Here is a 24,729-nt window from a genome sequence, read left to right as displayed (position 1 = left end):
ATGAAAGTCCTATTTCTGGTGCAGAAGGAACAGCGGGCGATTCTCGACCGCCTGTACGATGGCGTCGCGGCCAACTGCGAGTGCGACCTGCGCTGGTTGACCAGCGAAGACCAGCGCAACCTGCGCCGCTATTTCAAGCGTGAAGTGCAGGTCGAGCGCTATGACCGCATTGTCTTCTTCCTGCGTTTCAAGCAGGAGATCCGCCAGGCGGCGTTCATCCGTACCGTGCCGAACCTGGTCATCCTCGAGCACGATGCCTACCAGAACTACATCCCGTGCAAGTACACCGGGAAGTTCAGCGCCCATTACCGCAAGCTGCCCTGGGCGCGGGTGATCAGCTCCGGCTACATGGTCAGCGAACGCCTGCGCCAGGAAGGTTTCGACGCCGTGTTCGTGCCCAAGGGCTACGACGAGCAGTTGCTTGCCGACCAAGGGCGTGAGCGCGACATCGAACTGGCCTTCGTCGGCAGCACCAACAGCGTGGCCTACAGCGGCCGCAAGGCATTGCTGGACGAACTGGGCCGCGTCGAGAACCTGGTGGTGACCCGTACCAAGTCGGGTGAGGACTACTGCAACACGCTCAACCGGATCCGCTTCTTCGTCAGTGCCGACGTCGGCATGGGCGAATACATGATCAAGAACTTCGAAGCCATGGCCTGTGGCTGTGTGTTGCTGGCGTATGACCAGGGCGAGGAAGAGAACCGCGCGCTGGGCCTGCAGGACATGCACAACGTGGTGTTCTATGACAGCATCCCGACCCTTCAGAAAAAGCTCTGCCACTTGCGTGCGGAACCTGAACTTGCCCGGCAGATTGCAGAAAATGGCCGCCATCTGGCGGTTTCCCGTTTCAGTTTCGGCGCAGTTGGACGTAGCATCGTCGACCACATGCGCCCGGCGCTCAGGCCCCATCCGCCGTTGTCTGCATGGCAGCGGCTGCGCCTGAAGCTGGGCATCTAACATAAGAACTTTCGCGCCTGCGGAGCGGGCGTTGAAAGTCGATAGTCGCAATGCGGAGGGAGTCCGGTGCGCTTTTCAAATGAGAGTGACGTCACGCTCGTCGTGACCAGTTGTGGGCGGTTCGATCTGCTCAAAGATACCCTTGAGAGTTTCGATCGCTACAATACCGCGCCCATTCGCGAAGTATTCATCACCGAAGACTCCGGTGACGATGCCGTGCATGCCGCTGTGCCTGAGCACTGGAAACCGCACTGCAAGGTGTTCGTCAACCGGCCCAAGCTGGGCCAGCTGCCGTCTATCGACCTGGCCTACAGCCACGTCAAGACGCCCTACATCTTTCACTGCGAGGACGACTGGCACTTCTATCGCCAGGGCTTCGTCGAAGACTCCCGGGCCATCCTGGAGGTCAGCCCCGACCTGTTGCAGGTGTGGCTGCGCAGCCATGCCCATGACCTGGCCGTCCACAGCCCTTACATCCACCTGGGCGATCGCCAGGTGATCGCCGGGGTGCCTTGCTACCCGCTGCTGTCCGACAAGGCCGAGTGGCAGGCGTTTTCGCTCAACCCCGGGCTGCGTCGTTTGAGCGATTACCAGCGTTGTGCGCCATTTGCCGCCTATGCTGGAGAGAAGGCACTTTCCCGACGCTATGCTGAGTTAAACCTGACAGCGGTCACCTTGGAGGGTGATGCAGTATTGCACACTGGATTTGGTAATCACGTGACCTTGCCCATCGAAGTGGAGCGCAAGGCCAAACGTCGTAAACGTGATCGGATAAAGTTGGCATTGACGCTGGTGGCGGGTGCCGTGATTGGCATGGGAATCACCATTTTTGTTCAATGAAGTGTCCCACCTGACATGAGCGGGAGAGGGCCCATGAACATCGTCAATATGATGTGGGCGGGTGGAACGCCGTACATGTCCATCCACAAGGTGCATCGGCAGGTGCTGTCGCACGCGGGGTCCGATGCCCGGATCAGTAACTGGCTGCTGCTGGGTAGCGGGCTCTGCTGTGGGCTTGGCTCGACCCGGGAGTGGCATATGCCGTCACGGGCGCTGAAAGGGCGGCACTTCTGGCGCCTGTTGCGCCCATGGTTGCGCATGCGCTTGCGCAAGGCGCTGAACGAGGCCCAGGCTGAAGTCGTGCTGCTCGACGGTGTCGGTGTGGCGCGGTTGGTGTTGCCGTTGTTGCAGCAGGTTCCGCAGGTGCGTGCCAAGGTGCTGTTCCACGGCAAGACGCGCCTGAGTGCCAGCGATGTTCGCCTGCTGCGCATGTTCCCGGCCGAGCGGCTGAGCATCGCCGCCGTTTCGCAGACACTTGCCACGTCACTCGAACACGACCTGGGCAGGCCGGTGCAGACCTTGCGCATGGCCCTTGATCCACTGGCTTTCGCCGAACCGTTGTTGAGCCGGGACGCGGCCAGGCAGGCCCTGCAGTTGCCACAGGTAGCAGGAGTGATGCTGGGCGCGGTCGGGCGGCTGGTGGAGAGCAAAGGTTTCGAGATGCTGATCGAGGCGTTCGCCAAGGCCAGTGCGCGCCAGCCGGACCTGCAGTTGGCAATCATCGGCGAAGGCCCTCTGCGTGCGGTGCTGCAGGCTCGTATCGATGCGCTTGGCCTGGCTGGTCGTGTTCACCTGAGTGGTCACCGAGACGACCTGCAGCAGCTGTACCGGGCATTCGACTGGCTATTGGTGCCTTCGCGCTCCGAAGGCCTGGGGCTGGTGGTGCAGGAGGCGGTCATGGCCGACGTGCCGGTGGTGTGCAGCGACCTGCAGGTGTTCCGTGAGCAGTTGCAGGACACCGGTGGCTACCTGCCCGTTACCAATGAAAATGCCTGGGCCGAGGCAATCGAGCGTTGTGCGTCGCTCAGTGCCCCGGCGGTAGCAGCGCGGCAGCGCCAGGCGCTGGCCCCGGAGCAGGCCTGGCAGGCATTCTGCAACGGTTCGCAGAGCCTGCTGCGCAGTTGACGCTCAACGCGCCAGCAGGGCTGCCTCGAAAGCGGCAAGGGGGAAGCGGTCGCCCAGGTTCTCCCGCTCGATGTAGCGCACCATATGCTGCACATTGCGCCGAATCATGCGCGCCGACAGCGGCGGGCGCAGGAAGCGCATGTCGGCCACGTCGATCAGGCCCAGTTGCTGGTCGGGGGTGACTACCACATTACCCAGGTGCAACGAGCGGAAGTACACGCCGCTGCGATGCAGCTGGCGGATCAGTTCGATCAGGCGCGGCAGGTAGGTGTCCCAGCTGAAACCCTCATCGCGCGACATCTGCAGCAAGGTGCGCCCTGGCAGCGGGCGGTACAGCACGGCGGTACGCCCTGGCAGGTCGAGCTTGTGCTGGCTGATCACCTCCAGGGTGGGAATGCCCAGTTGTGCAAGGCGTGCGGCGTTGTCGACGAAGCGCTGCGAGTACGGGCGCAGCAGTGCAGATGAAATCAGCCGCTTCCTACGAAAAACCTTGAGGAAATTACCATCCGCGAGCAGGTAGACTTTGGCGCCATGGCTATCTGCCTCAAGCACCTGTGCGCCTTGTGTCAGCTGATCGAAGTCGACCTGGGGGAGCCGGGAGCATTGCATGAATAGAGCCTTGTCGTCGGGCGAACAGAATGACCGGCAATAATGCCGAAAATAATGTTGTAGCACCATTGGATGGTGTCTTTGATTCATCGGGGGAAAGGATGTTGTATCAAAAAAACTGGGCGCAAGCCTGGTTGGGGTTTGGTCTGGTCTGGTTCCTGGCAGCGATTGCCCTGGCACCGAGCAACAAGGTCTATCAGCAAGGCCTGGTGCTGTTCCTGTGGTTGCCGACGCTGGTAATGGCGTGGTCCGCAAGGCAAGTAATAGTGCAGGCCTGGCGGCGTCAGCCGGCCTTGTGGGGGAGTGTGTTGTTGCTGCTGGCCTGGAGCGGGCTCAGCCTGGTCTGGTCGGCCGCAGAAAACCCGGGGCGCGAGGCCAAGCGCCTGCTCTACATCCTGGTATTCCTGCTGGCGTTCCCGCTGCTGGGCCAGCTTGGCCAGGCCCGCATTCGTCAGCTGCTGCTGGCCGGTAGCGCCTTGCTGGCCGTTGCCGCGCTGGTCTCGGTCATCCATTTCTACGGCGTGCTGGGCATGCCTTTGCTGGCCCGCCTGGAGGGCATCGGCGAGATATCGCACCCGATCCTGGGCGCCTACGTCATCGGTGCGGCCGTGCTCTTCCTGCTTTACGAGCCGCCGCGGCAACGTGGCCTGCAGTTGTTGTGGCTGGCAGCGCTGGCGTGCCTGGGGTTGTTTGCCATGCTCAGCCAGAGCCGTGGGGCAATCCTGGCCCTTGTGCTCACCGTGATCCTGGCCCCGCTGTGGTTCCGTGACCGCCACAGCCGGGTGTTTGCCGTGCTGGCGGCCATCGCCACCGGCCTGGCCTTCTATCTCGTGTACGACCTGATCGCCCAGCGCGGTTCGTCCTACCGGCCGGAAATCTTCCATGCCGTGGTCGACATGATCGCCGCGCATCCCTGGACCGGCCTTGGCCTGGGCGCTGCCTACGACGTGAGTGCAGTGGGCAAGCACTTCGACCATACCCACAACATGTTCACGCACATCGCAGTGGAGATGGGCCTGCCCGGTATGCTGCTGTGGGTCATGGTGTGGCTGTACACCCTGGGCGAAATCGTCCGCGCACGCGGCACGCTGTTCGGCAAGATCCTGCTTGGTTTCTGGGTGTACTCCACCCTGGCCATGCAGTTCGATGCCGCCAGCCTTACCGGTACGCCACGTGCCGAATGGTTCATCAGCTGGCTGCCCGTGGGCCTGGCCATGTTGCTGCCATGGGGGAGTGCCGAAAATGATGCCTGTGGTAAAATTTCCGGTTCAACCTGAACAGCGAGCTTGATAATGGCCGAAACACCGCGACCGGCGGAACACACCTCCAGCCTGAAGATCTACTTCCGGCTGCTGAGCTATGTGAAACCCTATGTCGGCATTTTCCTGCTGAGCATCATCGGTTTCGTGATCTTTGCCTCGACCCAGCCGATGCTGGCCGGGATCCTGAAATATTTCGTCGATGGGCTGAGCAACCCCGAAGCGGTGTTGTTCCCCAACGTCCCCTACCTGCGCGACCTGCAACTGCTGCAGGCTGTACCGCTGCTGATCATCCTGATCGCCGCGTGGCAGGGCCTGGGCTCGTTCCTCGGCAACTACTTCCTGGCCAAGGTTTCCCTGTGCCTGGTGCACGACCTGCGTGTGGAACTGTTCAACAAGCTGCTGGTGCTGCCTAACCGCTACTTCGATAACCACAACTCCGGGCACCTGATCTCGCGCATTACCTTCAACGTGACCATGGTCACCGGTGCCGCCACCGATGCGATCAAGGTGGTGATCCGCGAAGGCCTGACCGTGGTGTTCCTGTTCGGCTACCTGCTGTGGATGAACTGGCACCTGACCCTGGTGATGGTTGCCATCCTGCCGGTGATTGCGGTGATGGTCAGCGTCGCCAGCAAGAAATTCCGCAAGCAGAGCAAGAAGATCCAGGTGGCCATGGGCGACGTCACCCACGTTGCCTCGGAAACCATCCAGGGCTACCGCGTGGTGCGCAGCTTTGGCGGCGAGGCCTACGAAGAGCAGCGTTTCGGCAAGGCCAGCCAGAGCAACACCGACAAGCAGTTGCAAATGACCAAGACCGGCTCGCTGTACACGCCGATGCTGCAACTGGTGATCTACACCGCCATGGCCGCGCTGATGTTCCTGGTGTTGTTCCTGCGCGGTGACTCCACTGCCGGTGACTTGGTGGCTTACATCACCGCTGCCGGCCTGTTGCCCAAGCCGATTCGTCAGCTTTCGGAAGTCAGCTCCACCATCCAGAAGGGCCTGGCCGGTGCCGAAAGCATCTTCGAGCAGCTGGACGAAGCGCCTGAAGTGGACAGCGGCACCGTCGAGAAGGAGCGGGTGGAAGGGCGCCTGGAAGTGCGCAACCTGAGCTTCACCTACCCGGGTACCGAGCGTGAGGTGCTGAGCGATATCAGCTTCGTGGCCGAGCCGGGCCAGATGATTGCCCTGGTCGGCCGCTCCGGCAGCGGCAAGTCGACCCTGGCGGCGCTGATCCCGCGCTTCTATCACCACGACCAGGGGCAGATCCTGCTCGATGGCGTGGAGATCGAGAACTATCGCCTGCGCAACCTGCGTCGTCACGTTTCGCAGGTGACCCAGCATGTCACCCTGTTCAACGATACCGTGGCCAACAACATCGCCTATGGCGACCTGGCCGGCGCCCCGCGCGCCGACATCGAAGCCGCTGCGGCCGATGCCTACGCCAAGGAGTTCGTCGACCGGCTGCCAAAAGGCTTCGATACCGAAGTGGGTGAAAACGGCGTGCTGCTCTCCGGCGGCCAGCGCCAGCGCCTGGCCATCGCCCGGGCACTGCTGAAGAACGCGCCGCTGCTGATCCTCGACGAAGCCACCTCGGCGCTGGATACCGAGTCCGAGCGGCATATCCAGGCTGCCCTGGACCATGTGATGCAGGGCCGTACCACGCTGGTGATCGCCCACCGCCTGTCGACCATCGAGAAGGCTGACCAGATCCTGGTCATGGACCAGGGCCGGCTGGTCGAGCGCGGCACCCATGCCGAGCTGCTCGCGGCCAATGGCCATTATGCCCGCCTGCATGCCATGGGCCTGGATGAGCCGGCCAAGGCCGATATCACCTGACCCCTCGTTGATCGGGGCCATCGCGGCCCCGATTGTCACGGGAATTTTCCTGGGGTGATCTGGCCATAAAGCCGTCGTCTACCCTGTGCTAATATCCTGCCCCTGTTCATTATTTCCATATGGGTTGCCCATGAAGTTGTCCATGCCGCGTTTCGATCAAGCCCCGGTACTGGTGGTCGGCGATGTCATGCTCGACCGCTACTGGCATGGCGGTACTTCGCGTATCTCGCCTGAAGCGCCAGTCCCGGTGGTCAAGGTCGATCAGATCGAGGATCGCCCCGGCGGCGCGGCCAACGTTGCCTTGAACATCGCCGCCCTGGGCGCGCCGGCTTCGCTGATTGGCGTCACCGGCCAGGACGAGGCCGCCGACAGCCTGGCCAACAGCCTGCAGGCTGCAGGCGTGCGCTCGGTGTTCCAGCGCATCGCGCACCAGCCGACCATCGTCAAGCTGCGGGTCATGAGCCGTCACCAGCAGTTGCTGCGCATCGATTTCGAAGAACCGTTCGCCACCGACCCGCTGTCGCTGGGTGCGGAGGTCGACAGCCTGCTCGAGGGCGTCAAGGTGCTGGTCCTGTCCGACTACGGCAAGGGCGCACTGAAAAACCACCAGAGCCTGATCCAGGCGGCGCGGGCCAAAGGTATTCCGGTGCTGGCCGACCCCAAGGGCAAGGACTTTTCCATCTACCGTGGCGCCAGCCTGATCACCCCCAACCTCAGCGAGTTCGAGACCATCGTCGGCCGTTGCGCCGATGAGGCCGAGCTGGTCGCCAAGGGCCTGCAGCTGCTGCAGGACCTGGACCTTGGCGCCTTGCTGGTGACCCGTGGCGAGCACGGCATGACCCTGCTGCGCGTCGGCCAGCCGGCGCTGCACCTGCCGGCGCGGGCGCGTGAAGTGTTCGATGTGACCGGTGCCGGTGATACCGTCATCTCCACCCTCGCCGCGGCCATCGCTGCCGGCGAGGACCTGCCCCACGCCGTGGCCCTGGCCAACCTGGCGGCGGGCATCGTGGTCGGCAAGCTGGGTACGGCTGCGATCAGCGCCCCCGAGCTGCGCCGGGCGATCCAGCGTGAGGAAGGCTCCGAGCGCGGCGTGCTGGGCCTGGAGCAACTGCTGCTGGCCATCGACGACGCGCGGGCGCACAAAGAGAAGATCGTCTTCACCAACGGCTGCTTCGACATCCTGCATGCCGGGCATGTCACCTACCTGGAGCAGGCGCGGGCCCAGGGCGATCGCCTGATCGTCGCGGTCAACGACGATGCCTCGGTCAGCCGCCTGAAAGGGCCGGGCCGGCCGATCAACAGCGTCGACCGGCGCATGGCCGTACTGGCCGGGCTGGGGGCAGTGGATTGGGTCATCAGCTTCCCCGAGGGCACGCCGGAGAACCTGCTGAGCCAGGTCAAGCCGGACGTGCTGGTCAAGGGTGGCGACTATGGCATCGACCAGGTGGTGGGTGCCGATATCGTCAAGGCCTATGGCGGTACCGTGAAGGTGCTGGGGCTGGTCGAGAACAGCTCGACCACGGCGATCGTCGAGAAGATTCGCAAGAACTGATCGACCCCGGGGGCCGCTTTGCGGCCCATCGCGACACTAGGCCGCTCCTACACCAGGCCACGCAACTTCAAGGCTTGCGCGATCCTTTGTAGGAGCGGCCTTGTGTCGCGATGGGCTGCGAAGCAGCCCCAGAGTCTTACTTGTGCAATGAGGTCCGCGCCCGCTCCAGCAGTTCCCGCGCCTTGTCGCCAAACCGCTGCAGGTGCGATGCCCGCACCGGCTTGTTCTCCACCAACCCCTGCTGCTTCACCCAATCCTTCCAGCGCACCCGCTCGTCCGTGACCACCCAGCCTTCCTGCCGGGCAAAACTTTCGGCCAGGTACAGCCCGCGCGTGCTCGCCGGCACCAGTTCATCTTTCTTTACCGTATACAGTTCAGCCAGTGGCTGGCCGTCCTTCAATGGCATCAGGTACAGGTCTGGCCGTTTGCGGTTTAGCCGCGCCACCAGTTGGTCGCCCTCCAGCCGCTCATCAACGTGGAACAGGCTGAGCTTCTTGGCGTCCCGGGGTACCTGTAGGCGCATGTCGTAGATCAGTTGCAGCGAGGCGGTGGGCAGGTGCACATACGCCCGTGGCCGTTCCAGCAGCATCAGCTTGCCGCAGTGCACCGGGCGCGCGGCACCGGACTCCGGGGCCAGCACGAAGTGCGGCGTTTCGCGGTAGTGCAGGGCGGCAGCGTAGGGCACCGGCAACCAGGTGTCGTTGAAGCGCCCGCCCAGCCAGCCTTCCGGGGTTTCCAGCAGGCATTCCTCGGCCACTTCCTGCACGGCCGTGTGCAATGGCAGGTTCAGCTCCTGCGCCGGCACATAGCCGGAAATCAGTTTCAGCACCACATCGCCACGGTCTTGCCGGCGCTGACGTACCAGCACCCAATAATCGCGGTTCTGCCAATGCAGGGTCAGCCGCACCGACACGCCCAGGTTGGCCAGTTCGATCACGAAGCGCTGCACGTCGGGCAACTGGATGGCCTTGCGCCGTTGTTGGATCTGGGCAAAGTTCAGCGGCATGCCGATGCTCTGATAGATCAGCCCTTCGGGCGTGGCCTCGACATGCAGCGGCAGTGTCTTGAAGTTGCTCGGGTTCTTGCGGATCAGCGTTCGCGCCACGAGGCTCCTCCTTGCGTCGGGTCAGTCCAGGCCCGCGGGCCTGGGGCAACTCAATGCTGGCCCAGGATACGGGCGACGGTGGCCACGTTGTGGGCCAGGTGCAACGGATTGATGGTGCCGACGATAGCACTGCTGACGCCGGGGTGTGCGAACAGCAGCTCGAAGCTGGCCTGCACCGGGTCAACACCGGGGGCCAGGCAGATATGCCCGCTGGCCAGGGCCTTCTTCACCAGGATGGCCTTGCCGTGTTCGGCAGCGTAGTCCAGCACCGGGCGTTCTGCCTGTTCGTTGAGGTTGTAGGTGACCATGGCGCAGTCGCCTTGCTCCAGCGCCTTCAGGCCGCCGGCCACGGTCTTGCCGGACAGGCCGAAGCCGAGGATCTTGCCATCCTGCTTGAGCTCGGCAAGGGTCTGGTAGACCTCCTGCTGTTCCAGGATCGCCAGGTCGTTGCCGTCGGAATGCACCAGCACCAGCTCGATGCGGTCGGTTTCCAGGCGCCGCAGGCTGCGCTCCACCGAGCGGCGGGTGTGGGCGGCGCTGAAATCGAAGTGCGATTGGCCATTGTCGAATTCTTCGCCAACCTTGCTGACGATCACCCATTCATCGCGCTGGCCGCGCAGCAGCGGGCCCAGGCGCTCTTCGCTGCGGCCGTAGGCCGGGGCGGTGTCGATCAGGTTGATGCCCAGCTCGCGGGCCTGGGCCAGCAGCAGGCGGGCTTCGTCATCGCCGGGGATGGTGAAGCCGGTGGGGTACTTCACGCCCTGGTCGCGGCCCAGCTTGACCGTGCCCAGGCCAAGCGGCGAAACCTTGAAACCGGTGCTGCCCAAGGGGCGATGGAAGTCGTGCAGGGTCGGCAGGCTCATGGCAGCAGTTGCTCCCAGGCCGGTACGCCCAGCGGTGGGCGTGGCAGGTCGGCCAGGTCGGCCTGTGCCTGTGGGCGGATACCGTCGCGCTCCAGGTGGCTGATGACCCGGTCGCTGAAGTCCGGTGCCAGGGCCAGCTTTGTCGGCCAGCCGACCAGCAGGCGTTGCTGGTCGGCGAGGAAGGCGTTGTCCGGGCGTACCAAGCCCGATTGCGCCGGTTCCGCACGGTTGACCCGCAGGGTGGCCCAGCGCACCTGGCTCTGGTCGACCCATGGCAGCAGGCTGGCGATCTCTTTCTGTGCCGCGGCGATTTGCGCAGCCGGCTCGCGGGCAACGCCTTCGGCTTCGGCCAGGTCGCCGCCCAGGTACCAGACCCACTGGCCATCGGCGGCGGGGTGGGTGGTAACCGTCACCCGTGGCTTTGGCCCGCCACCCAGGCAATGGGCGTAAAGCGGTTTCAGGTTGGCACCCTTGGCCATCACCATATGTAGCGGGCGTGTCTGCATGGCTGGCTGGTTCAGGCCCAGGGCATGCAGCAGCTCTTCGGTGCCGGCGCCGGCGCTGAGCACGATGCGCTGGGCGCGGATGTCGCGCTCGTCGACGCGCAGGCCGACCAGGTCGTCTCCCTCGCGCAGTGGCTCGATGCGCTCACCGGCCAGCAGGCTGTCGCCTGCCAGTTCGGCCAGGTTGGCCAGCAGGCTGGGTACGTCGATGACCAGTTCGGCCAGGCGATAGACCTTGCCCTTGAAGGCGCGGTCCTGCAGCGCCGGCGGCAGTTGCTCGCCCTTCACCTGGTCGACCCGGCCGCGCACGGCCTTGCTGGCGAAGAAGCTGGTGAGGTTGCCGGCCAGGGTGCCTGGTGACCACAGATAGTGGGCGTCGGACAGCAGGTGGGTGCGGGTCAGGTCCAGCTCGCCGCTGCCGCTCAGCGCTTCGCGCCAGCGTCGCGGCATGTCGGCGATGGCTTCCGAGGCGCCGGTCAGGGCACCGTGCAGGGCGTACTTGGTGCCGCCATGGATGATGCCCTGGGACTTGATGGTCTGCTCGCCGCCAAGGCTGGCGCGTTCCACCAGTACTGTCGAGTAGCCCAGCCGGCGCAGGCGGGCATTGAGCCAGAGGCCTGCGACCCCGGCGCCGACGATCAGCACGTCAGTGGAAATGGCGGATGGCATGGCGGTACCTCGAAGACTGGGACAGCTGGCAAGTATACAGGGTCGGGCCGATGTGGGCTTTGCGATCCTGGGGCTGCTGCGCAGCCCTATCGCGACACAAGGCCGCTCCTACAGGCCCCGCGTATGCCTCGGTCCCTGTAGGTGCGGCCTTGTGTCGCGATAGGGCCGCGAAGCGGCCCCAAAATCCATCAGGCAAACATCAATGCCCAGCAGTCTTCGAAAACAGCTGAATCACCACCACCCCACCCACGATCATGGCCATCCCCAGCATCGCTGGCACATCCAGCTTCTGCCCATAGATCACCAGCGCCGCCACACTGATCAGTACAATCCCCAGCCCCGACCAGATGGCATAGGCGATCCCCACCGGAATGCTGCGAACCACCAGGGTCAGCATCCAGAACGCAATGCCATAGCCAACCACCATCAGCAGCAACGGCAAGGGCGTGCTCAAGCCTTTCACCGCTTTCATGGAAGCGGTGGCGATGACTTCGGCGCAGATGGCGATCGCGAGGTAGGTGTAGGCATTCATGGCGGGATCCTCCGGTAACTGGTCGGGCATTCTAGACGTAACCTGGATGGGGTAAAGTCATTACCTATCACTATTGGAGATAGGTCGATGGCCGAGCAGTGGAACCTTGAACAGTTGCGTACCTTCCTGCGCGTTGCGGAACTGCGCTCGTTCTCTGCCGTGGCCCGCGAACAGCGCAAGGCCCAGTCGGCGATCAGCAGCGCGATCGCCCTGCTCGAAACCGACCTGGGGGTCACCTTGTTCGAGCGCAGCAGTGGCCGACAACCCAAGCTGACCGAGAACGGCAGCGCCCTGCTGGAAGATGCCCGCGAACTGTTGCGCCAGTGCGAGCGTCTGGATGGCCGTGCGTTGGCGCTGATGCGCGGGCAGGAGGCCTTGTTGCGGGTCGCCCAGGACGAAGCCATGCCCTACCAGCCGGTCATCGACAGCCTCGACGAGCTGGCCAGCCGCTACCCATTCCTGGAGGTGCAGCTGGCCAGCGGTGCCCAGGGCGACGTGGCGCGCAAGCTGGTGGAGCGGCGCGCTGATCTTGGCCTGTTCTTCCACCACGAGAGCATCCCGGCCTCGCTGGAGCGGCGCGCCCTGGGCAGTGTGGAAATGGTCACGGTGTGCGCGGTCGGTCACCCGCTTGCCGGCGAAGGCCGGGTTACCCGGCAGCAATTGGCGCGTCACCGACAATTGCTGATTGCCCCGCAGCAAAGCGGCTATCCCGGCGGCGAGGCGATCAGCCCGCAGGTGTGGCGCGCCGACAGCTTCTACGCCATGGCCGAACTGCTGATGCGCGGCCTGGGCTGGGCCTGGCTGCCGCGGCACGTGGTGCAGTATCCGACCTACCAGGCGCACATGGTCGAACTGGACAGCGAGTGGCGGCCACCGGCCTTGGTGGTGGAACTGGCCTGGCGCCGCGACGAGCCACTGGGGCCTGCCGCGCAGTGGCTGGCCGAGCGCTTTGCGGTGCACCTGCGCGCGATCGGGTAAACTCCGCGGCCATGAACAGAACTCTCTATACCTTGTTGTTTCACCTGGGCCTGCCGCTGGTTGCGCTGCGCCTTTACCTGCGCGCGCGCAAGGCGCCGGCCTATGGCCAACGCATCGGCGAGCGCTTTGCTTTCAGGCTGCCGGCCATGCGCCGGGGCGGCATCTGGGTACACGCGGTATCGGTGGGCGAGAGCATTGCGGCGGCACCGATGGTGCGCGCCTTGCTCAAGGCCTACCCGGAATTGCCAATCACGCTTACCTGCATGACCCCCACCGGTTCAGAGCGTATTCGCGCCATGTTCGCCGACGAACCTCGCGTGCAGCATTGCTACCTGCCCTACGACCTGCCTTGGGCGGCAGGGCGCTTTCTCGACCATGTGCAGCCGAAGCTGGGCATCATCATGGAAACCGAGCTGTGGCCCAACCACATTCACCAGTGTGCGAAGCGCGGCATTCCAGTAGCGCTGGCCAACGCACGCTTGTCTGAGCGCTCGGCCCGTGGCTATGGGCGCTTTGCCAGGCTGACCCGGCCGATGCTGGCCGAGATGAGCCTGATTGCCGTGCAGACCGAAACCGAGGCCCAGCGTTTTCGTGACCTGGGCGCGCGTCCGGAGTGCGTGCAGGTCACCGGTTCGATCAAGTTCGACCTGAAGATCGATGAGCAACTGTTGCCGCGTGCCAAGGCATTGCGTGAACAGTGGGGGGCCGAACAGCGCCCGGTGTGGATCGCCGCCAGCACCCACGAAGGTGAAGATGCATTGATCCTGCAGGCACATCGGCAGTTGTTGCAGGTGCATGGCGATGCCCTGCTGATCCTGGTGCCGCGCCACCCCGAGCGATTCGCAGCGGTGCATACGCTGTGCAGCGAACAGTTCACCACCGTGCGGCGCTCTGCCGGCACGCCGGTTGATGCGCAGACTCGCGTATTGCTCGGCGATACCATGGGCGAACTGCTGTTCCTCTATGCCCTGGCCGACATTGCCTTCGTCGGTGGCAGCCTGGTGGCGACCGGCGGGCACAACCCGCTGGAGCCCGCGGCGCTGGCCTTGCCGGTACTGATGGGGCCGCATGTGTTCAACTTCCTCGAAATCAGCGCGATGCTGCGAGAGGCGGGGGCGTTGCAGCAGGTGGACGATGCCGACGGGCTGGCCGAAGCGGTGCGGCGGCTGGTCGAGTTGCCGCAGGACGCGCAGCGCATGGGCGAGGCGGGCAGGGCGGTAATGCGGGCCAATCAAGGGGCTTTGCAGCGGTTGCTCGATGGGCTGGGTGCCTTGATCCGTTGATTACCGACATATCCACTCAAATGCCCATTCTAGAGTGGATATGATTAATTTTAGTCATTCTTTCCTACGACGCTAGGTATAACGTCCTACATTGAATCTATTGTCGATAGGAAATTTCCTACGAATATTGCTTTAAAGTCAGAAGTGTCCCACGCATCTGTCGGAGCCTTGTAGGACGCTTGTCCTATTGCTTCAGGCTAGTATCGCCTCATGTTCAGTTTTTATATGAGGTGGCGTGGTGCCTGATTTGTCTTATGGGTGTAATACCAGCGCTATTGAAAGTGGGCTGGTCTGTCTGATCACGCTGGCGCGTTATCATGATATAGCCGTCTCTGCCGAGCAGTTGCAGCACGACCATGCACCAGCGGGTGAGCGATTCTCGACTGGCGCAATACTCCGGGCATTTCAGCAACTAGGTCTCAAGGCCAAGCATCGCAGCATCGATCCGAATCGGCTTAAGCATGCGCCATTGCCTGCCATAGCCGTGGATACGCGTGGTGAGTATTTCATCATTGCTCGCGCGGAAGGTGAGCAGGTTCTGGTGCAAGCCCCAGGTTCCCGTGCACCACAAGCGCTGACCTTGGCAGAACTTGCCATGCGCTGGTCGGGAGAACTCATTCTGGTTCGCTCCGATGCCCAGTTGCCGCATGGGCTGTCGCGTTTCGATCTGACCTGGTTCATTCCGGCCGTGGTGAAGTACAGGCGGCTATTTGGCGAAGTGCTTGTTGTCTCCTTGGTCATTCAGATATTGGCGTTGCTGACACCTCTGTTCTTCCAGGTGGTAATGGACAAAGTACTGGTGCATCGTGGGTTGACCACACTGGATGTTATCGCCCTGGGCTTGTTGGTCGTGGTTCTATTTGAAACATTGCTGAGTGGTTTGCGTACTTATGTGGCAGCTCATACAGCGTCAAGGATTGATGTCGAACTAGGTGCAAGACTGTTCAGGCACTTGATCGATCTTCCCGCCGCCTACTTTCAGGCCAGGCGAGTCGGTGACTCGGTTGCCCGAGTACGAGAACTGGAGAACATCAGAAGTTTCCTGACCAACAACAGTGTCACGCTGTTGCTGGATGTAGTGTTCACGGTGGTCTTCATCGCTGTCATGTTCCTTTATAGCGGCTGGTTGACGTTGGTGGTCGTCGGCTCATTGCCTTTATATTTTCTCGTATCCTTGGTCGTTACCCCACTGTTGCGGGCGCGGATCGATCAGAGTTTCCAGCGCGGCGCCGAGAATCAAGCATTTCTGGTGGAGGCGGTGAACGGCATCGATACGCTGAAGTCGATGGCCGTGGAACCGCAGATTACCCGGCGCTGGAACAATCAGTTGGCTGCTTATGTATCGGCCAGCTTCAAGACCCAGAACCTTTCCAACCTCGCGAATGAGAGCGTAGGCCTGATCGGCAAGCTGGTCACGGTCGCCACGTTGTGGCTGGGGGCTCGCCTGGTCATCGACGGCGAACTCACGGTGGGCGAACTGATCGCCTTCAACATGCTGGCAGGGCGCGTCTCGCAACCCATTATCCGGCTGGCTCAACTCTGGACCAGCTTCCAGCAGACAGGCGTATCGATTCAACGCCTGGGCGACATTCTCAACACCCGTACCGAGGTCAACCAGGGCAAGGGTACGGTGCTGCCAGCACTAGTCGGGCAGATCGAGCTCGATCGTGTGTGTTTTCGCTACCGGCCGGACGGGGGCGAAGTCGTGCGCGATGTCAGCCTGAAGATTGCTGCCGGAGAAGTGGTTGGCATTGTAGGTCGCTCGGGGTCAGGCAAGAGCACGCTGACACGCCTGATCCAGAGGTTGTACTCACCCGAGCGGGGGCGGGTATTGCTCGACGGTGCCGACTTGGCGGTAGCCGATGTGGCTTCACTGCGTCGGCAGATCGGTGTGGTGCTGCAGGAGAACGTGCTTTTTCGGCGCACCGTGCGCGAGAACATCGCCCTTGGCAACCCGGCGGCACCGCTTGAAGAGGTCATCGCCGCAGCGACGCTGGCGGGGGCCCACGAGTTCATCCTCGAATTGCCGGATGGCTATGAAACCTTGGTCGGCGAGCACGGTGCCAGCCTGTCAGGTGGCCAGCGACAGCGCATTGCCATCGCCCGGGCGCTGTTCGGCAACCCACGCATCCTGATTTTCGACGAGGCCACCAGTGCGCTGGACTATGAGTCCGAACGGATCATCCAGCAGAACATGGCGCGGATCTGCGCGCAGCGCACGGTGATCATAATTGCCCACCGGCTTTCGGCTGTACGTCACGCCGACCGTATCGTGGTCATGGAGCGCGGGCAGATCATCGAGCAAGGGCCTCATGACGAGTTGGTGGGCAAGCCACAAGGCACCTACGCCTATCTGTATCGGCTGCAACTTGGGGCTGCCGTATGAGCACGGCCTTCAAGGAGCTTTTCGAGCGCTATCGGGAAGCGTGGCGAGGGGCCTGGCGACAGCGCCGACGCATGGATGGCCCCATCCATGAGCCGGATGAGCTGGCCTTTTTACCAGCGGCACTGTCCCTGCAGGAAACACCAGTACATCCCTTGCCGCGCTACCTGCAGTGGAGCCTGCTGACGTTCATCGGGCTGGCACTTGTCTGGGCTTGTATCGGTGAGATCGACGTCGTTGCCAGTGCCGAGGGCAAGATCGTACCCAGCGGCAGGAGCAAGCTGATCCAGGCCAGCGAGGTCGCGGTTGTGCAGGCGATCCACGTCGTCGATGGCCAGACAGTGCGCAAAGGCGATGCGTTGGTCGAGCTGGAAGGGCAGTTGACCGAGGCCGATGTAAAGCGCTTGGGCAGCGAACTGCTGGCGGCGCGGATCGACCAGGCACGAGCCAGCACACTGCTGAGTGCGCTGGACGGCGATGACGCGCCTGCTTCCCTGGCACCACTGATACCGCAGGCCACGGCCGCGCAGCAGGCAAGCGCGCAACGCTGGCTGGAAGGGCAGTACCTCGAGCTTCAGGCCACGTTGGAACAGGCTGATGCCGAAATCGGTCAACGCGCTGCCGAAATCCGTTCTGCCCAAGGCCGGGCTGACGCGCTCCGGCAACTGCTGGTTATCACCCGCCAACTGACGGCGGATTACAAGCTTTTGTTCAGTGAATCGGCCGTGGCCAAGCACACCTACCTGGAAAAGGAACAGGCCCGCCTGGAGCAAGAGCGCGAACTGGCACTCCAGCGCTCACGCATCGACGAGTTGAACGCTGCACGGCTTGCTGCTCAGCACCGTCGAAGCGGTGCCATTGCCCAGCTGCGCAGAGCCATGCTCGATCTTCACGGTGATGCGCAGCGGCGCATTGCAACCCTTGAACAAGAATTGAACAAGGCCGAGCAGCGCCATCGCCTCAAGGTTCTGACATCACCCGTTGACGGTACCGTCCAGCAACTGGCCATCCATACCCAAGGTGGTGTGGTTACGCCCGCGCAGACATTGATGGTCATTGTGCCAACGGGCCAGCCGGTGGAAGTGGAAGTGAAAGTCGAGAACAAGGATATCGGCTTTGTGTATCCGGGGCAGCCGGTGGAAGTGAAAGTCGAGACGTTCACGTTTACCAAGTACGGGGTTGTGCCTGGTGTAGTTCAGAGCATTTCACATGACGCCATTGAGGACGAGCGGCGGGGCTTGGTCTATAGCGCTCGGGTCCAATTGGGTAAGGAAACGTTGCGCATAGGGGAAAAGGATATGCCGTTGACAGCGGGAATGTCTGTGCGTGCGGAAGTAATTGTAGATAGGCGGAAAGTTATAAGTTATTTCCTGAGCCCGCTGCAGCGGCATATGAATGAAAGTCTAGTGGAGCGATAAAAATGAGTTCGGAGCGAGCGCAAAAAAAGGCGGCTGGATAATGCTATACGAGATTGTATGGAATGCACTTAGAGTTAGTGCTGCAGTCGCTTTATGTGTTCCTGCTGGTTGTGCGGGGCTGGCTTTCGGATATGTCATGATCAGTGAAAAACCAAGGCCAATTGCACCATCTGAGGACAGGCAAAGTATTGTGAAGATCGAATGTGGGTGGGATAAGCTAGATAAATGGAATGAAATAGCTTTGCAATCCAAGAATTTCTTGAAGTTTAATGAAAAATAGGGGGGGTGACGAGGCTAAGCCATTCTGATATAGAACTTGCGAGGGTCTTGCTGAAAAATGAAGGCCTGTCGGCGATGTACCCTGCGCAGTAATTTTGGCTGCTATAGCAGGTTTTCATGCTGGTGGACTCATGGGTTCAGATACTTTCGGAGCTAGGGGCAGGATATCCGTGCTGTGCGAAAGGAATTTCAAAGTCGCTTATGAATTGTCTGAAGCTCAGTTGGCCTAGTGCCTGATATAGGTAGGCTGGCTCTAGGGGGAGTGATGGTTACGTTCAAATATTTTTTGTTTTTTTTGAAGATGCTACTCGGGAATCTGAGTGCGATGGGCAGATTTTTTGGTCGTGTGCTGTGGCGCCTCAGCAAGCTATTGTTATTTCTATGTATCGCCTGGCTGTTAGTTGTCGTTGCTACTACCTCGAATTGGGCGCCCAAGAAATTCACTGCCCCTAGTCCAATGGTGTGTGGAAAGATCTCAGGTGTTGTTTATGAGCTTCCTAGGAAATATGTAATCTATTGGCCAGAATATGAAGGTGAGAGTTCCTGGGAGCCGGGTTTCGTAAACAACAAAAAAGGCTGTGGTGCAAATTTGGTCTCGCTCTATATGGCAATGAGTTGGCCGGAGATGCAGCCTGTCCCTTACGGTGAGGCAACATCTTTCAGTTTTGGCGGCGTGACCGTTGCCGTCGAGCCCTGGGTTCATGGGGCGACCGGGTTAGAAAAGAGACTCAAAAGTTATCTTCGGGCAACCCCGATAACGGCGGTTGAACAGGCAGGTTACGAACCAGACATTGGAATGACATATGTAGAGGGTGTCAGTAGAGTTTTTCCTGGAGATAAGCAGGACTTTTTCTGGCTGGAAAAGGATGGGCGCATGCAATACATAGTTTATTGTGTAAGGGCATATGATGAAGATAATTCTTACTGCGATTTGAAGTTTGTGCTTTCTGGTGGGGATGCTCTTGTGAGTGTTAAGTTTCTGCGGGGTAAGCTAGGGGGGTGGAGGAGTATGGTAAATAGAGTTGAGGAATTTCTAAAACGAAGTGTAAAACAAGGAGGAGTTAAATGATCAGGCTCGAGGTTGCAGATATTGAAGAGGCAAGTGTCGCTCTTGAGGGTAAGGGGCCGTCAGCGATGTACGACCTGTTGGCTGCTAAGGGGGATAAATATGCAGTTCTCGCAAATGGCGTTGCTCGTGGCGATTCAGTTGCAGGTGTTGCGGCAATAAACTATATGAAGATGGTGGCTGCGGATGCAGGGCGGCCAATGTCAGATAGTGATGTGAATACGATTAGAGTCGCAATGGCGCGGGGGTACTTAAGGATACTAGCGGATAAGGTTGCTGATGGTCCTATAGTTGAGCAAGTTCGGCAAAGTGAAGTGTCAGCTTTTCACGCTGAAACCTTCACTTCTCTGGGGTACCCCGAGAAGGCTTGGACCTTGCACCCAGTATTCAATGTGATGGCGGATGCTAGCAAAGAAGACTATTGGCGGATCGTGCTTTCTTCGTCAGGTAATTTTATAGACGAAGGGCTGCTTTCTTTACGTACTCATCGAATGATGGCAATGGCATCAGTAATTACAGATGCCGAGAATCGCTTACTTGCGAAAGAGTGGATCTCCCGAGTCGAGTCACCCTCAGGGGTCCCTGACTTGATAAACGCTACGGCCAATGCGGTTTTCAATTCCATCGAGGCCAGCCTCTCAGCTTTGATGGTCTCTGAGCCTATTTCAAATGAAACGCTCAAAATCGAAATTACCCCCGCAACTGAATCCCGTCGCGACCTCCAAGGCCAAGACGACATCCGCAACGACGTCTCCAGCGGCTACGTCAACCGCCGCCTGACCCACAGCATCGCTTTCACCGACAGCACCCTCGACAACACCGACTTCACCTCCGCCCAGTTGGGCAGCCTGGCCACCGGTGGTATCCGCCCCGGCGAGATCCAGCTCGACCCCAACGTGCGGCCGAACCAGCACCTCGCCCAGTTCTATCGGGAGGGTAGCGAACAGCCTGACTTCAGCCTGCGTAACGCAGTGGTGCTCAACGGGCTGGCGGCGATGACCACGGTGAACACCTTCGTCGACCCTCTGTTACTCGATCTGAGCGGGCAAGGTGTGGGCTTGGCCGGTATCGAGGACGGCGTGCTGTTCGATGTCGATAACAGCGGTACGTTACGTCGTACAGGCTGGGCAGATCGTGTGACCGGCATGCTGGTACATGACAAAGGCACCGGGCAGGTGAGCAACATCAGCCAACTGTTTTCCGAATACTACGGAGGCAAAGCCGGTAGCGATGGCAACTCCGGCGAAACACCGTTCAAAGATGGCTTCGCCGCCCTGGCAAGCGTGGACGCCAACGCCGATGGCGCTATCAACGTTGAAGATGCTGTCTGGGCACAATTGAAGGTTTGGGTCGATGGCAACCATGACGGGCGTGCCGATGCCGGAGAATTGAAGGCATTGAAGGAGCATGGCATCAGCCAAATCAAGCTCGGTCAGGTCGAGCCGGTGGGGGAAGCACGTCAGGGTAACCAGGTCCTCTCCCGCAGTGCATTCACCATCAATGGCGAGGACCGGGAAGTACTGGCGGTGAAGTTCCTCGCTGATACCGTCGGCAATCGGATCGAGGCCCAAGGGGGCGGTACGGTACTGACTTCATCAAGCGGGCCCACTTCGCGGCGGGCTTACATCAGCCAGAGTCCTCAAGGCAGCACTCTGGACGCCGCCGCGCTCGGCGTGGACACGCTGTACGGCGCCGCAGGCGATGATGTCTTGACCGCAGCCCCGGGTGGCAGCTGGCTGGTCGGCGGCGCTGGCAGCAATACCTATCGCGGCGGGGCGGGCGATGATGTATTCGTGATCAGTGCCAGTGACGACTGGGCGAACATGCACGGCAATGGCGGGCGTGACACGGCGCTGATCGTGGGGGAGCAGGGCGTTGGGCTGAACATGGCCAAGGCCGGGTTGACCATCGCGCAAGGAGGGCGGGGTAGGGACATCATCGCCAGCGGCGGTCAACGCGGAGTTTTCATCAAGGGCGGCTCGGGCGATAGCTTGCTGATCGGTGGCGGTGGCGACGATGTGCTTGTCGGTGGCAGCGGCCGCAACGACATCATTGGTGGTACCGGCAAGTCCGTTATCTACGCAGGCCCAAATGGTGATCGCATCCAGGCCTCGGCGGGCGGCAGCATTATTTACGCTGGTGGTGGCGCGGATCGGATTACGGGTGGGGCGGCCGATGACGTGATCGAAGCCGGTCGGGGCGATGCCACGATCGATGGAGGCGCGGGAACCAACTTGGTCAGCTTGCATGGTGCACACGACGAGTACCTGATCACGCGTACCGAATCGGGTCACCAGATCACCGACACCGTAACGGGGCGAGACGGCCGCCTGACCCTGAGCAACATCCAGAAGCTCAGCTTCGCCGATATTGCCGCTATCGATCTTCTCGGCGCGGGCGCCATGCCAATCGGCGACAGGCTGTCGCCTGAGCAACTGGCTACCTTCACCACCACTGACACCGCGCTGATAGTCCCTGCGACGGCGCTGCTGGCCAACGACCAGCCATTCAACAGCAGTGGGCCGTTGCGCATCGCGTCGGTCAGTACGGGCAAGGGCGCTACAGTGCGGCTGAACGAGCAGGGTGATGTGGAGGTCACGCCGTTGCCTGGCCATGACGGTGATGTCAGTTTCCGCTACGACCTGGTCGATGCGGCCGGCAACGCCTCCATGAGTGTTACCGAGGTGGGCAGCGGTGCATCGGCACCCTTGCGCGCGACGGTAACGTTGCGCCATGAGCGATCACCTGGTGACCCGCTCTCTGGGCGGCAGTGGTATCTGGACGAGATCGATGTCGCGCCAGTATGGCGTGACTTCACGGGCAAGGGCGTGAGGATCGGGCAGTTCGAGCCTGGCGGTGAATTTGCCGTCGCGCCGGAAATCTTCGATATCGAGCACCCCGATCTCAAGGCGAATATCGACCCCATCTGGCTGCAAACCCAACGTACCAATGGCACGCTGGCTGCCCTGGCGTCCAATCATGCCACCCAAGTGGCGGGTGTCATGGTTGGAGCGCGCAATGATCAAGGGGGAATCGGCATTGCATACGATGCGAAGATCGGCGGGCACTACCTGGCCAACAAAGGCGACGACCTGACCAACCTGGGGCAAATGGTCAACTACGACATTGCCAACAACAGTTGGGGGTTCAAAAAGGACTTCGCATTGGGGAATGTTCCGGAAGGCAAGGTCGATACCGCTCTGGCGCTCGCTTTCAGTACTACGCTTGCGGCCACCAATGGTCGTGGCGGGCTTGGCACCATCGTCGTCGCCTCTGGCGGCAACCAGCGCGACAAAGGTGGTAGTGCCCAGGGCTCGCTGACCAACAACAACCGCCACGCCATCGAAGTAGCGGCGATCAATGCAAAGGCAGACCTCTCGGTGCTGCAAGCTGCCACTGCACCCTTTTCCAACCCAGGTTCCAGCTTGCTGGTCGCCGCACCAGGAAGCCATGTGTTGTCCACTGGCGTCAGCCTTGAAGCGGAGCGCGGTGCATCGGTGGGCAGCGCCTATAGCACGACCCAAGGCACCAGTTTCGCTGCGCCGATTGTATCAGGCGTGGTGGCGTTGATGCTGCAGGCCAATCTGGGGCTCGGTTATCGGGACGTCCAGCAGATCCTCGCACTGTCTGCGCGCAAGGTGGATGACGCATCCACCCAATGGGCCTACAACGCAGGGCGCAACTGGAATGGCGGTGGCATGCACACCAGTCACGACTACGGTTTTGGTATGGTCGACGCCCGTGCGGCTGTGCGTCTTGCCGAGTCATGGGGTAGCCAGGCGACCAAGGCCAATGAACGGGTGCTGACCGCTGCCAGTGAGCCGCTTGCCCACCAAGTTGCGGCGGGGCAGGTCGCGACTTTGTCCTTGACCCTGCCGGCTGATGTGCTGGTGGAGCATGTGGAGGTCGATATCCATTCGATGGTGGGCCGTCTGGGTGACATGACGCTCACGCTGGTGTCGCCTGGCGGCACGAGGAGCGTGCTGCTCGATCGTACGGGCAAGGCACCGGGCTCCGGTGATGACGATCTGGGCGATTCGCGCTCAGGAGCGTTCAAATATGGGTTCATGTCGACCCATCATCGCGCAGAGCGCTCAGCAGGGGAGTGGAAACTCGAGGTGCGCAATGCCGATGCTGGTTTGCCGTTGACACTCGATCGCTGGACGTTGCGCCTCGTTGGCAGCCCCGGCACCATCGATGATACTTATTACTTCACCGATGACTATGCGAACCTGGTGGCAGAAAACGCCGGGCGAGCGCTGCTTGACGACGCAATCAGCGGCACCGCTGGCGGGCGTAATACGTTGAATGCGGCTGCGGTAAGTCGCAGTATTTCGGTGGATTTGGCCAGTGGCAGTGCCAATATCGCCGGAGTGGCGCTGACCATAGCCTCTGGTTCGGTGCAGAACCTCATCAGTGGCGACGGCGACGATACCTTGATCGCTGGGCCCGCCGGGGCATTACTGGATGGTGGCCGTGGATACAACCTGCTCAAGGGCGGGGAGGGTACTGACCGCTATGTTATCCACAGGCGTGCAGCCGGAAACGATGTACTCGAGCACTTCGAAACTTCGCGTGAAGTGATCGATCTGGTCGGTTTTGGTGGTTTAGGGTTTGCTGACCTGCAGATGCGACAGGACGGCAATGCGGCTGTGCTAGACCTTGGCGATGGGCAGAAGCTCACGCTTGCGGACAAACCGATCGCCGAACTGCAGCCAGCGAACTTTCGCTTCCTTGACGCATTCACTGCTGCGCCAGGTTACTTCGAGGGCAACCCTGAAGTGCAGACGTCGCCGCCTGCCAACGCGAATGTTCTGCTTACCGGTGGTGCAGATGGCGTGTCGCTTGCCAGCGACGAATCGGGGCAGTTGGTGGCTTCTCTGACAGGCACGATCTATGCCCCGCCAACGGTTGCGCCCAGCGTGTTCCTGGTGACAAAACAAGAAGGTGTGAGCGATTACAAGAACACCCTGCGGGGGTTCCGGCACGGTATCGACAAGATTGACCTCAGCCAGGTAGGCATCAGTCGCTTCGAGGATCTGCAGGTCAGCAAAGTCGAGCGCTTCATGCTAAATGACTTTGCACAGATTCATGGTGTGGCCGTTGATACCCAGGCAGTGCCGGGGCAGGAAGGTATCGTGAATATACTGTACCTGGATGCGCTCGAAGTTGCGCAAGTGACAGCGGAGGACTTCATCTTTGCGCAGCCGGCAATAGTCACCTCTGAAATGGTTGCCATGTCTGAGGCCTTGGCCCTTTCAGCGGGGGCATCTCTGTTTGCTGTCGAGCACTCGCTGCCGAGCCTGGGAAATCTTGTGGATGCAATGGCTGCGTTTGCCCCTGAGCCGGCTGGCTCTGCGCTGATCGGGGATATGTCGGCTCAACGCATCGACTCGACGATTGCCGTAGCGGCCTAGTCGCTGTCCTGTAGCGGCTGGAGTGATATTTGATGGCCCTATCGCCGGC

General features: G+C 61.2%; 17 protein-coding genes. 12 read left to right on the top strand and 5 right to left on the bottom strand.

The features are described 5' to 3' along the window. The 3 genes from ABNP31_RS23820 to ABNP31_RS23810 all read left to right on the top strand — a co-directional run bounded on the left by ABNP31_RS23820 (nt 1) and on the right by ABNP31_RS23810 (nt 2,922). Nucleotides 1-957: a glycosyltransferase family protein gene (locus ABNP31_RS23820; RefSeq protein ID WP_085663525.1), complete on the top strand. Its 957-nt coding sequence runs from the start codon at nt 1-3 to the stop codon at nt 955-957. A 66-nt stretch (nt 958-1,023) separates the two neighbouring features. Further along, nucleotides 1,024-1,797 carry a glycosyltransferase family 2 protein gene (locus ABNP31_RS23815; RefSeq protein ID WP_085663526.1) on the top strand — a complete coding sequence of 258 codons (774 nt, stop codon included), beginning with the start codon at nt 1,024-1,026 and terminating at the stop codon, nt 1,795-1,797. Nucleotides 1,798-1,830: 33 nt separating this feature from the next. Continuing rightward, entirely contained in the window at nt 1,831-2,922 is a 1,092-nt protein-coding gene (locus ABNP31_RS23810) for a glycosyltransferase (RefSeq protein ID WP_085663527.1), read from the top strand. Nucleotides 2,923-2,925: 3 nt separating this feature from the next. Here ABNP31_RS23810 and ABNP31_RS23805 read toward each other — a convergent pair whose 3' ends face one another. Further along, nucleotides 2,926-3,531, bottom strand: a complete 606-nt coding sequence (locus ABNP31_RS23805; RefSeq protein ID WP_015272032.1) for a toluene tolerance protein Ttg8 — start codon at nt 3,529-3,531, stop codon at nt 2,926-2,928. Nucleotides 3,532-3,632: 101 nt separating this feature from the next. Here ABNP31_RS23805 and ABNP31_RS23800 point away from each other — a divergent pair, with 101 nt between their 5' ends. The 3 genes from ABNP31_RS23800 to hldE all read left to right on the top strand — a co-directional run bounded on the left by ABNP31_RS23800 (nt 3,633) and on the right by hldE (nt 8,184). Next, a complete protein-coding gene (locus tag ABNP31_RS23800; protein ID WP_085663528.1) occupies nt 3,633-4,808 on the top strand; it encodes an O-antigen ligase family protein in 1,176 nt (391 codons plus the stop codon). A gap of 15 nt (nt 4,809-4,823) precedes the next feature. Next, nucleotides 4,824-6,632 (top strand): lipid A export permease/ATP-binding protein MsbA, encoded by a 1,809-nt coding sequence (gene msbA / locus ABNP31_RS23795; RefSeq protein ID WP_025340855.1) that lies wholly within the window; start codon nt 4,824-4,826, stop codon nt 6,630-6,632. A 130-nt stretch (nt 6,633-6,762) separates the two neighbouring features. After that, nucleotides 6,763-8,184 (top strand): bifunctional D-glycero-beta-D-manno-heptose-7-phosphate kinase/D-glycero-beta-D-manno-heptose 1-phosphate adenylyltransferase HldE, encoded by a 1,422-nt coding sequence (hldE, locus tag ABNP31_RS23790; protein WP_061550410.1) that lies wholly within the window; start codon nt 6,763-6,765, stop codon nt 8,182-8,184. A 136-nt stretch (nt 8,185-8,320) separates the two neighbouring features. Here the strand turns inward: hldE and ABNP31_RS23785 are convergent, their stop codons facing one another. From ABNP31_RS23785 to ABNP31_RS23770, 4 genes are all read right to left on the bottom strand, one after another. Then, nucleotides 8,321-9,289 carry a metal ABC transporter ATPase gene (locus tag ABNP31_RS23785; protein ID WP_075046548.1) on the bottom strand — a complete coding sequence of 323 codons (969 nt, stop codon included), beginning with the start codon at nt 9,287-9,289 and terminating at the stop codon, nt 8,321-8,323. 50 nt (nt 9,290-9,339) lie between these two features. Further along, entirely contained in the window at nt 9,340-10,152 is an 813-nt protein-coding gene (locus tag ABNP31_RS23780) for an aldo/keto reductase (RefSeq protein WP_350012826.1), read from the bottom strand. After that, complete coding sequence (locus ABNP31_RS23775; RefSeq protein WP_238066993.1) at nt 10,149-11,324, bottom strand: NAD(P)/FAD-dependent oxidoreductase; 1,176 nt, start codon at nt 11,322-11,324, stop codon at nt 10,149-10,151. Before ABNP31_RS23775 ends, ABNP31_RS23780 begins: the two co-directional genes overlap by 4 nt. A gap of 199 nt (nt 11,325-11,523) precedes the next feature. Then, nucleotides 11,524-11,856, bottom strand: coding sequence for a DMT family transporter (locus ABNP31_RS23770; RefSeq protein WP_008095055.1), 333 nt, complete (start codon nt 11,854-11,856; stop codon nt 11,524-11,526). 87 nt (nt 11,857-11,943) lie between these two features. On the opposite strand from ABNP31_RS23770, the gene ABNP31_RS23765 reads away from it, so the two are divergent. The 6 genes from ABNP31_RS23765 (at nt 11,944) to ABNP31_RS23740 (ending at nt 24,680) form a co-directional block, all read left to right on the top strand. Continuing rightward, complete coding sequence (locus ABNP31_RS23765; RefSeq protein WP_025340850.1) at nt 11,944-12,834, top strand: LysR family transcriptional regulator; 891 nt, start codon at nt 11,944-11,946, stop codon at nt 12,832-12,834. 11 nt (nt 12,835-12,845) lie between these two features. Then, entirely contained in the window at nt 12,846-14,117 is a 1,272-nt protein-coding gene (waaA, locus tag ABNP31_RS23760; RefSeq protein WP_085663531.1) for a lipid IV(A) 3-deoxy-D-manno-octulosonic acid transferase, read from the top strand. Nucleotides 14,118-14,355: 238 nt separating this feature from the next. After that, nucleotides 14,356-16,503 (top strand): type I secretion system permease/ATPase, encoded by a 2,148-nt coding sequence (locus ABNP31_RS23755; RefSeq protein ID WP_330872936.1) that lies wholly within the window; start codon nt 14,356-14,358, stop codon nt 16,501-16,503. After that, complete coding sequence (locus ABNP31_RS23750; protein ID WP_085663532.1) at nt 16,500-17,918, top strand: HlyD family type I secretion periplasmic adaptor subunit; 1,419 nt, start codon at nt 16,500-16,502, stop codon at nt 17,916-17,918. Before ABNP31_RS23755 ends, ABNP31_RS23750 begins: the two co-directional genes overlap by 4 nt. Nucleotides 17,919-18,462: 544 nt before the next feature. Continuing rightward, a complete protein-coding gene (locus ABNP31_RS23745) occupies nt 18,463-19,266 on the top strand; it encodes a hypothetical protein (protein ID WP_139832720.1) in 804 nt (267 codons plus the stop codon). Between the two features lie 644 nt (nt 19,267-19,910). Further along, complete coding sequence (locus ABNP31_RS23740; protein WP_433916064.1) at nt 19,911-24,680, top strand: S8 family serine peptidase; 4,770 nt, start codon at nt 19,911-19,913, stop codon at nt 24,678-24,680. Nucleotides 24,681-24,729: the final 49 nt, after the last annotated feature.

The organism is Pseudomonas asiatica (assembly GCF_040214835.1).
Taxonomy (GTDB): Bacteria; Pseudomonadota; Gammaproteobacteria; order Pseudomonadales; family Pseudomonadaceae; genus Aquipseudomonas; species Aquipseudomonas putida_Z.
Note: the sequence above shows the minus strand (reverse complement) of the source record. Positions and strands in the feature narration are given on the sequence as shown.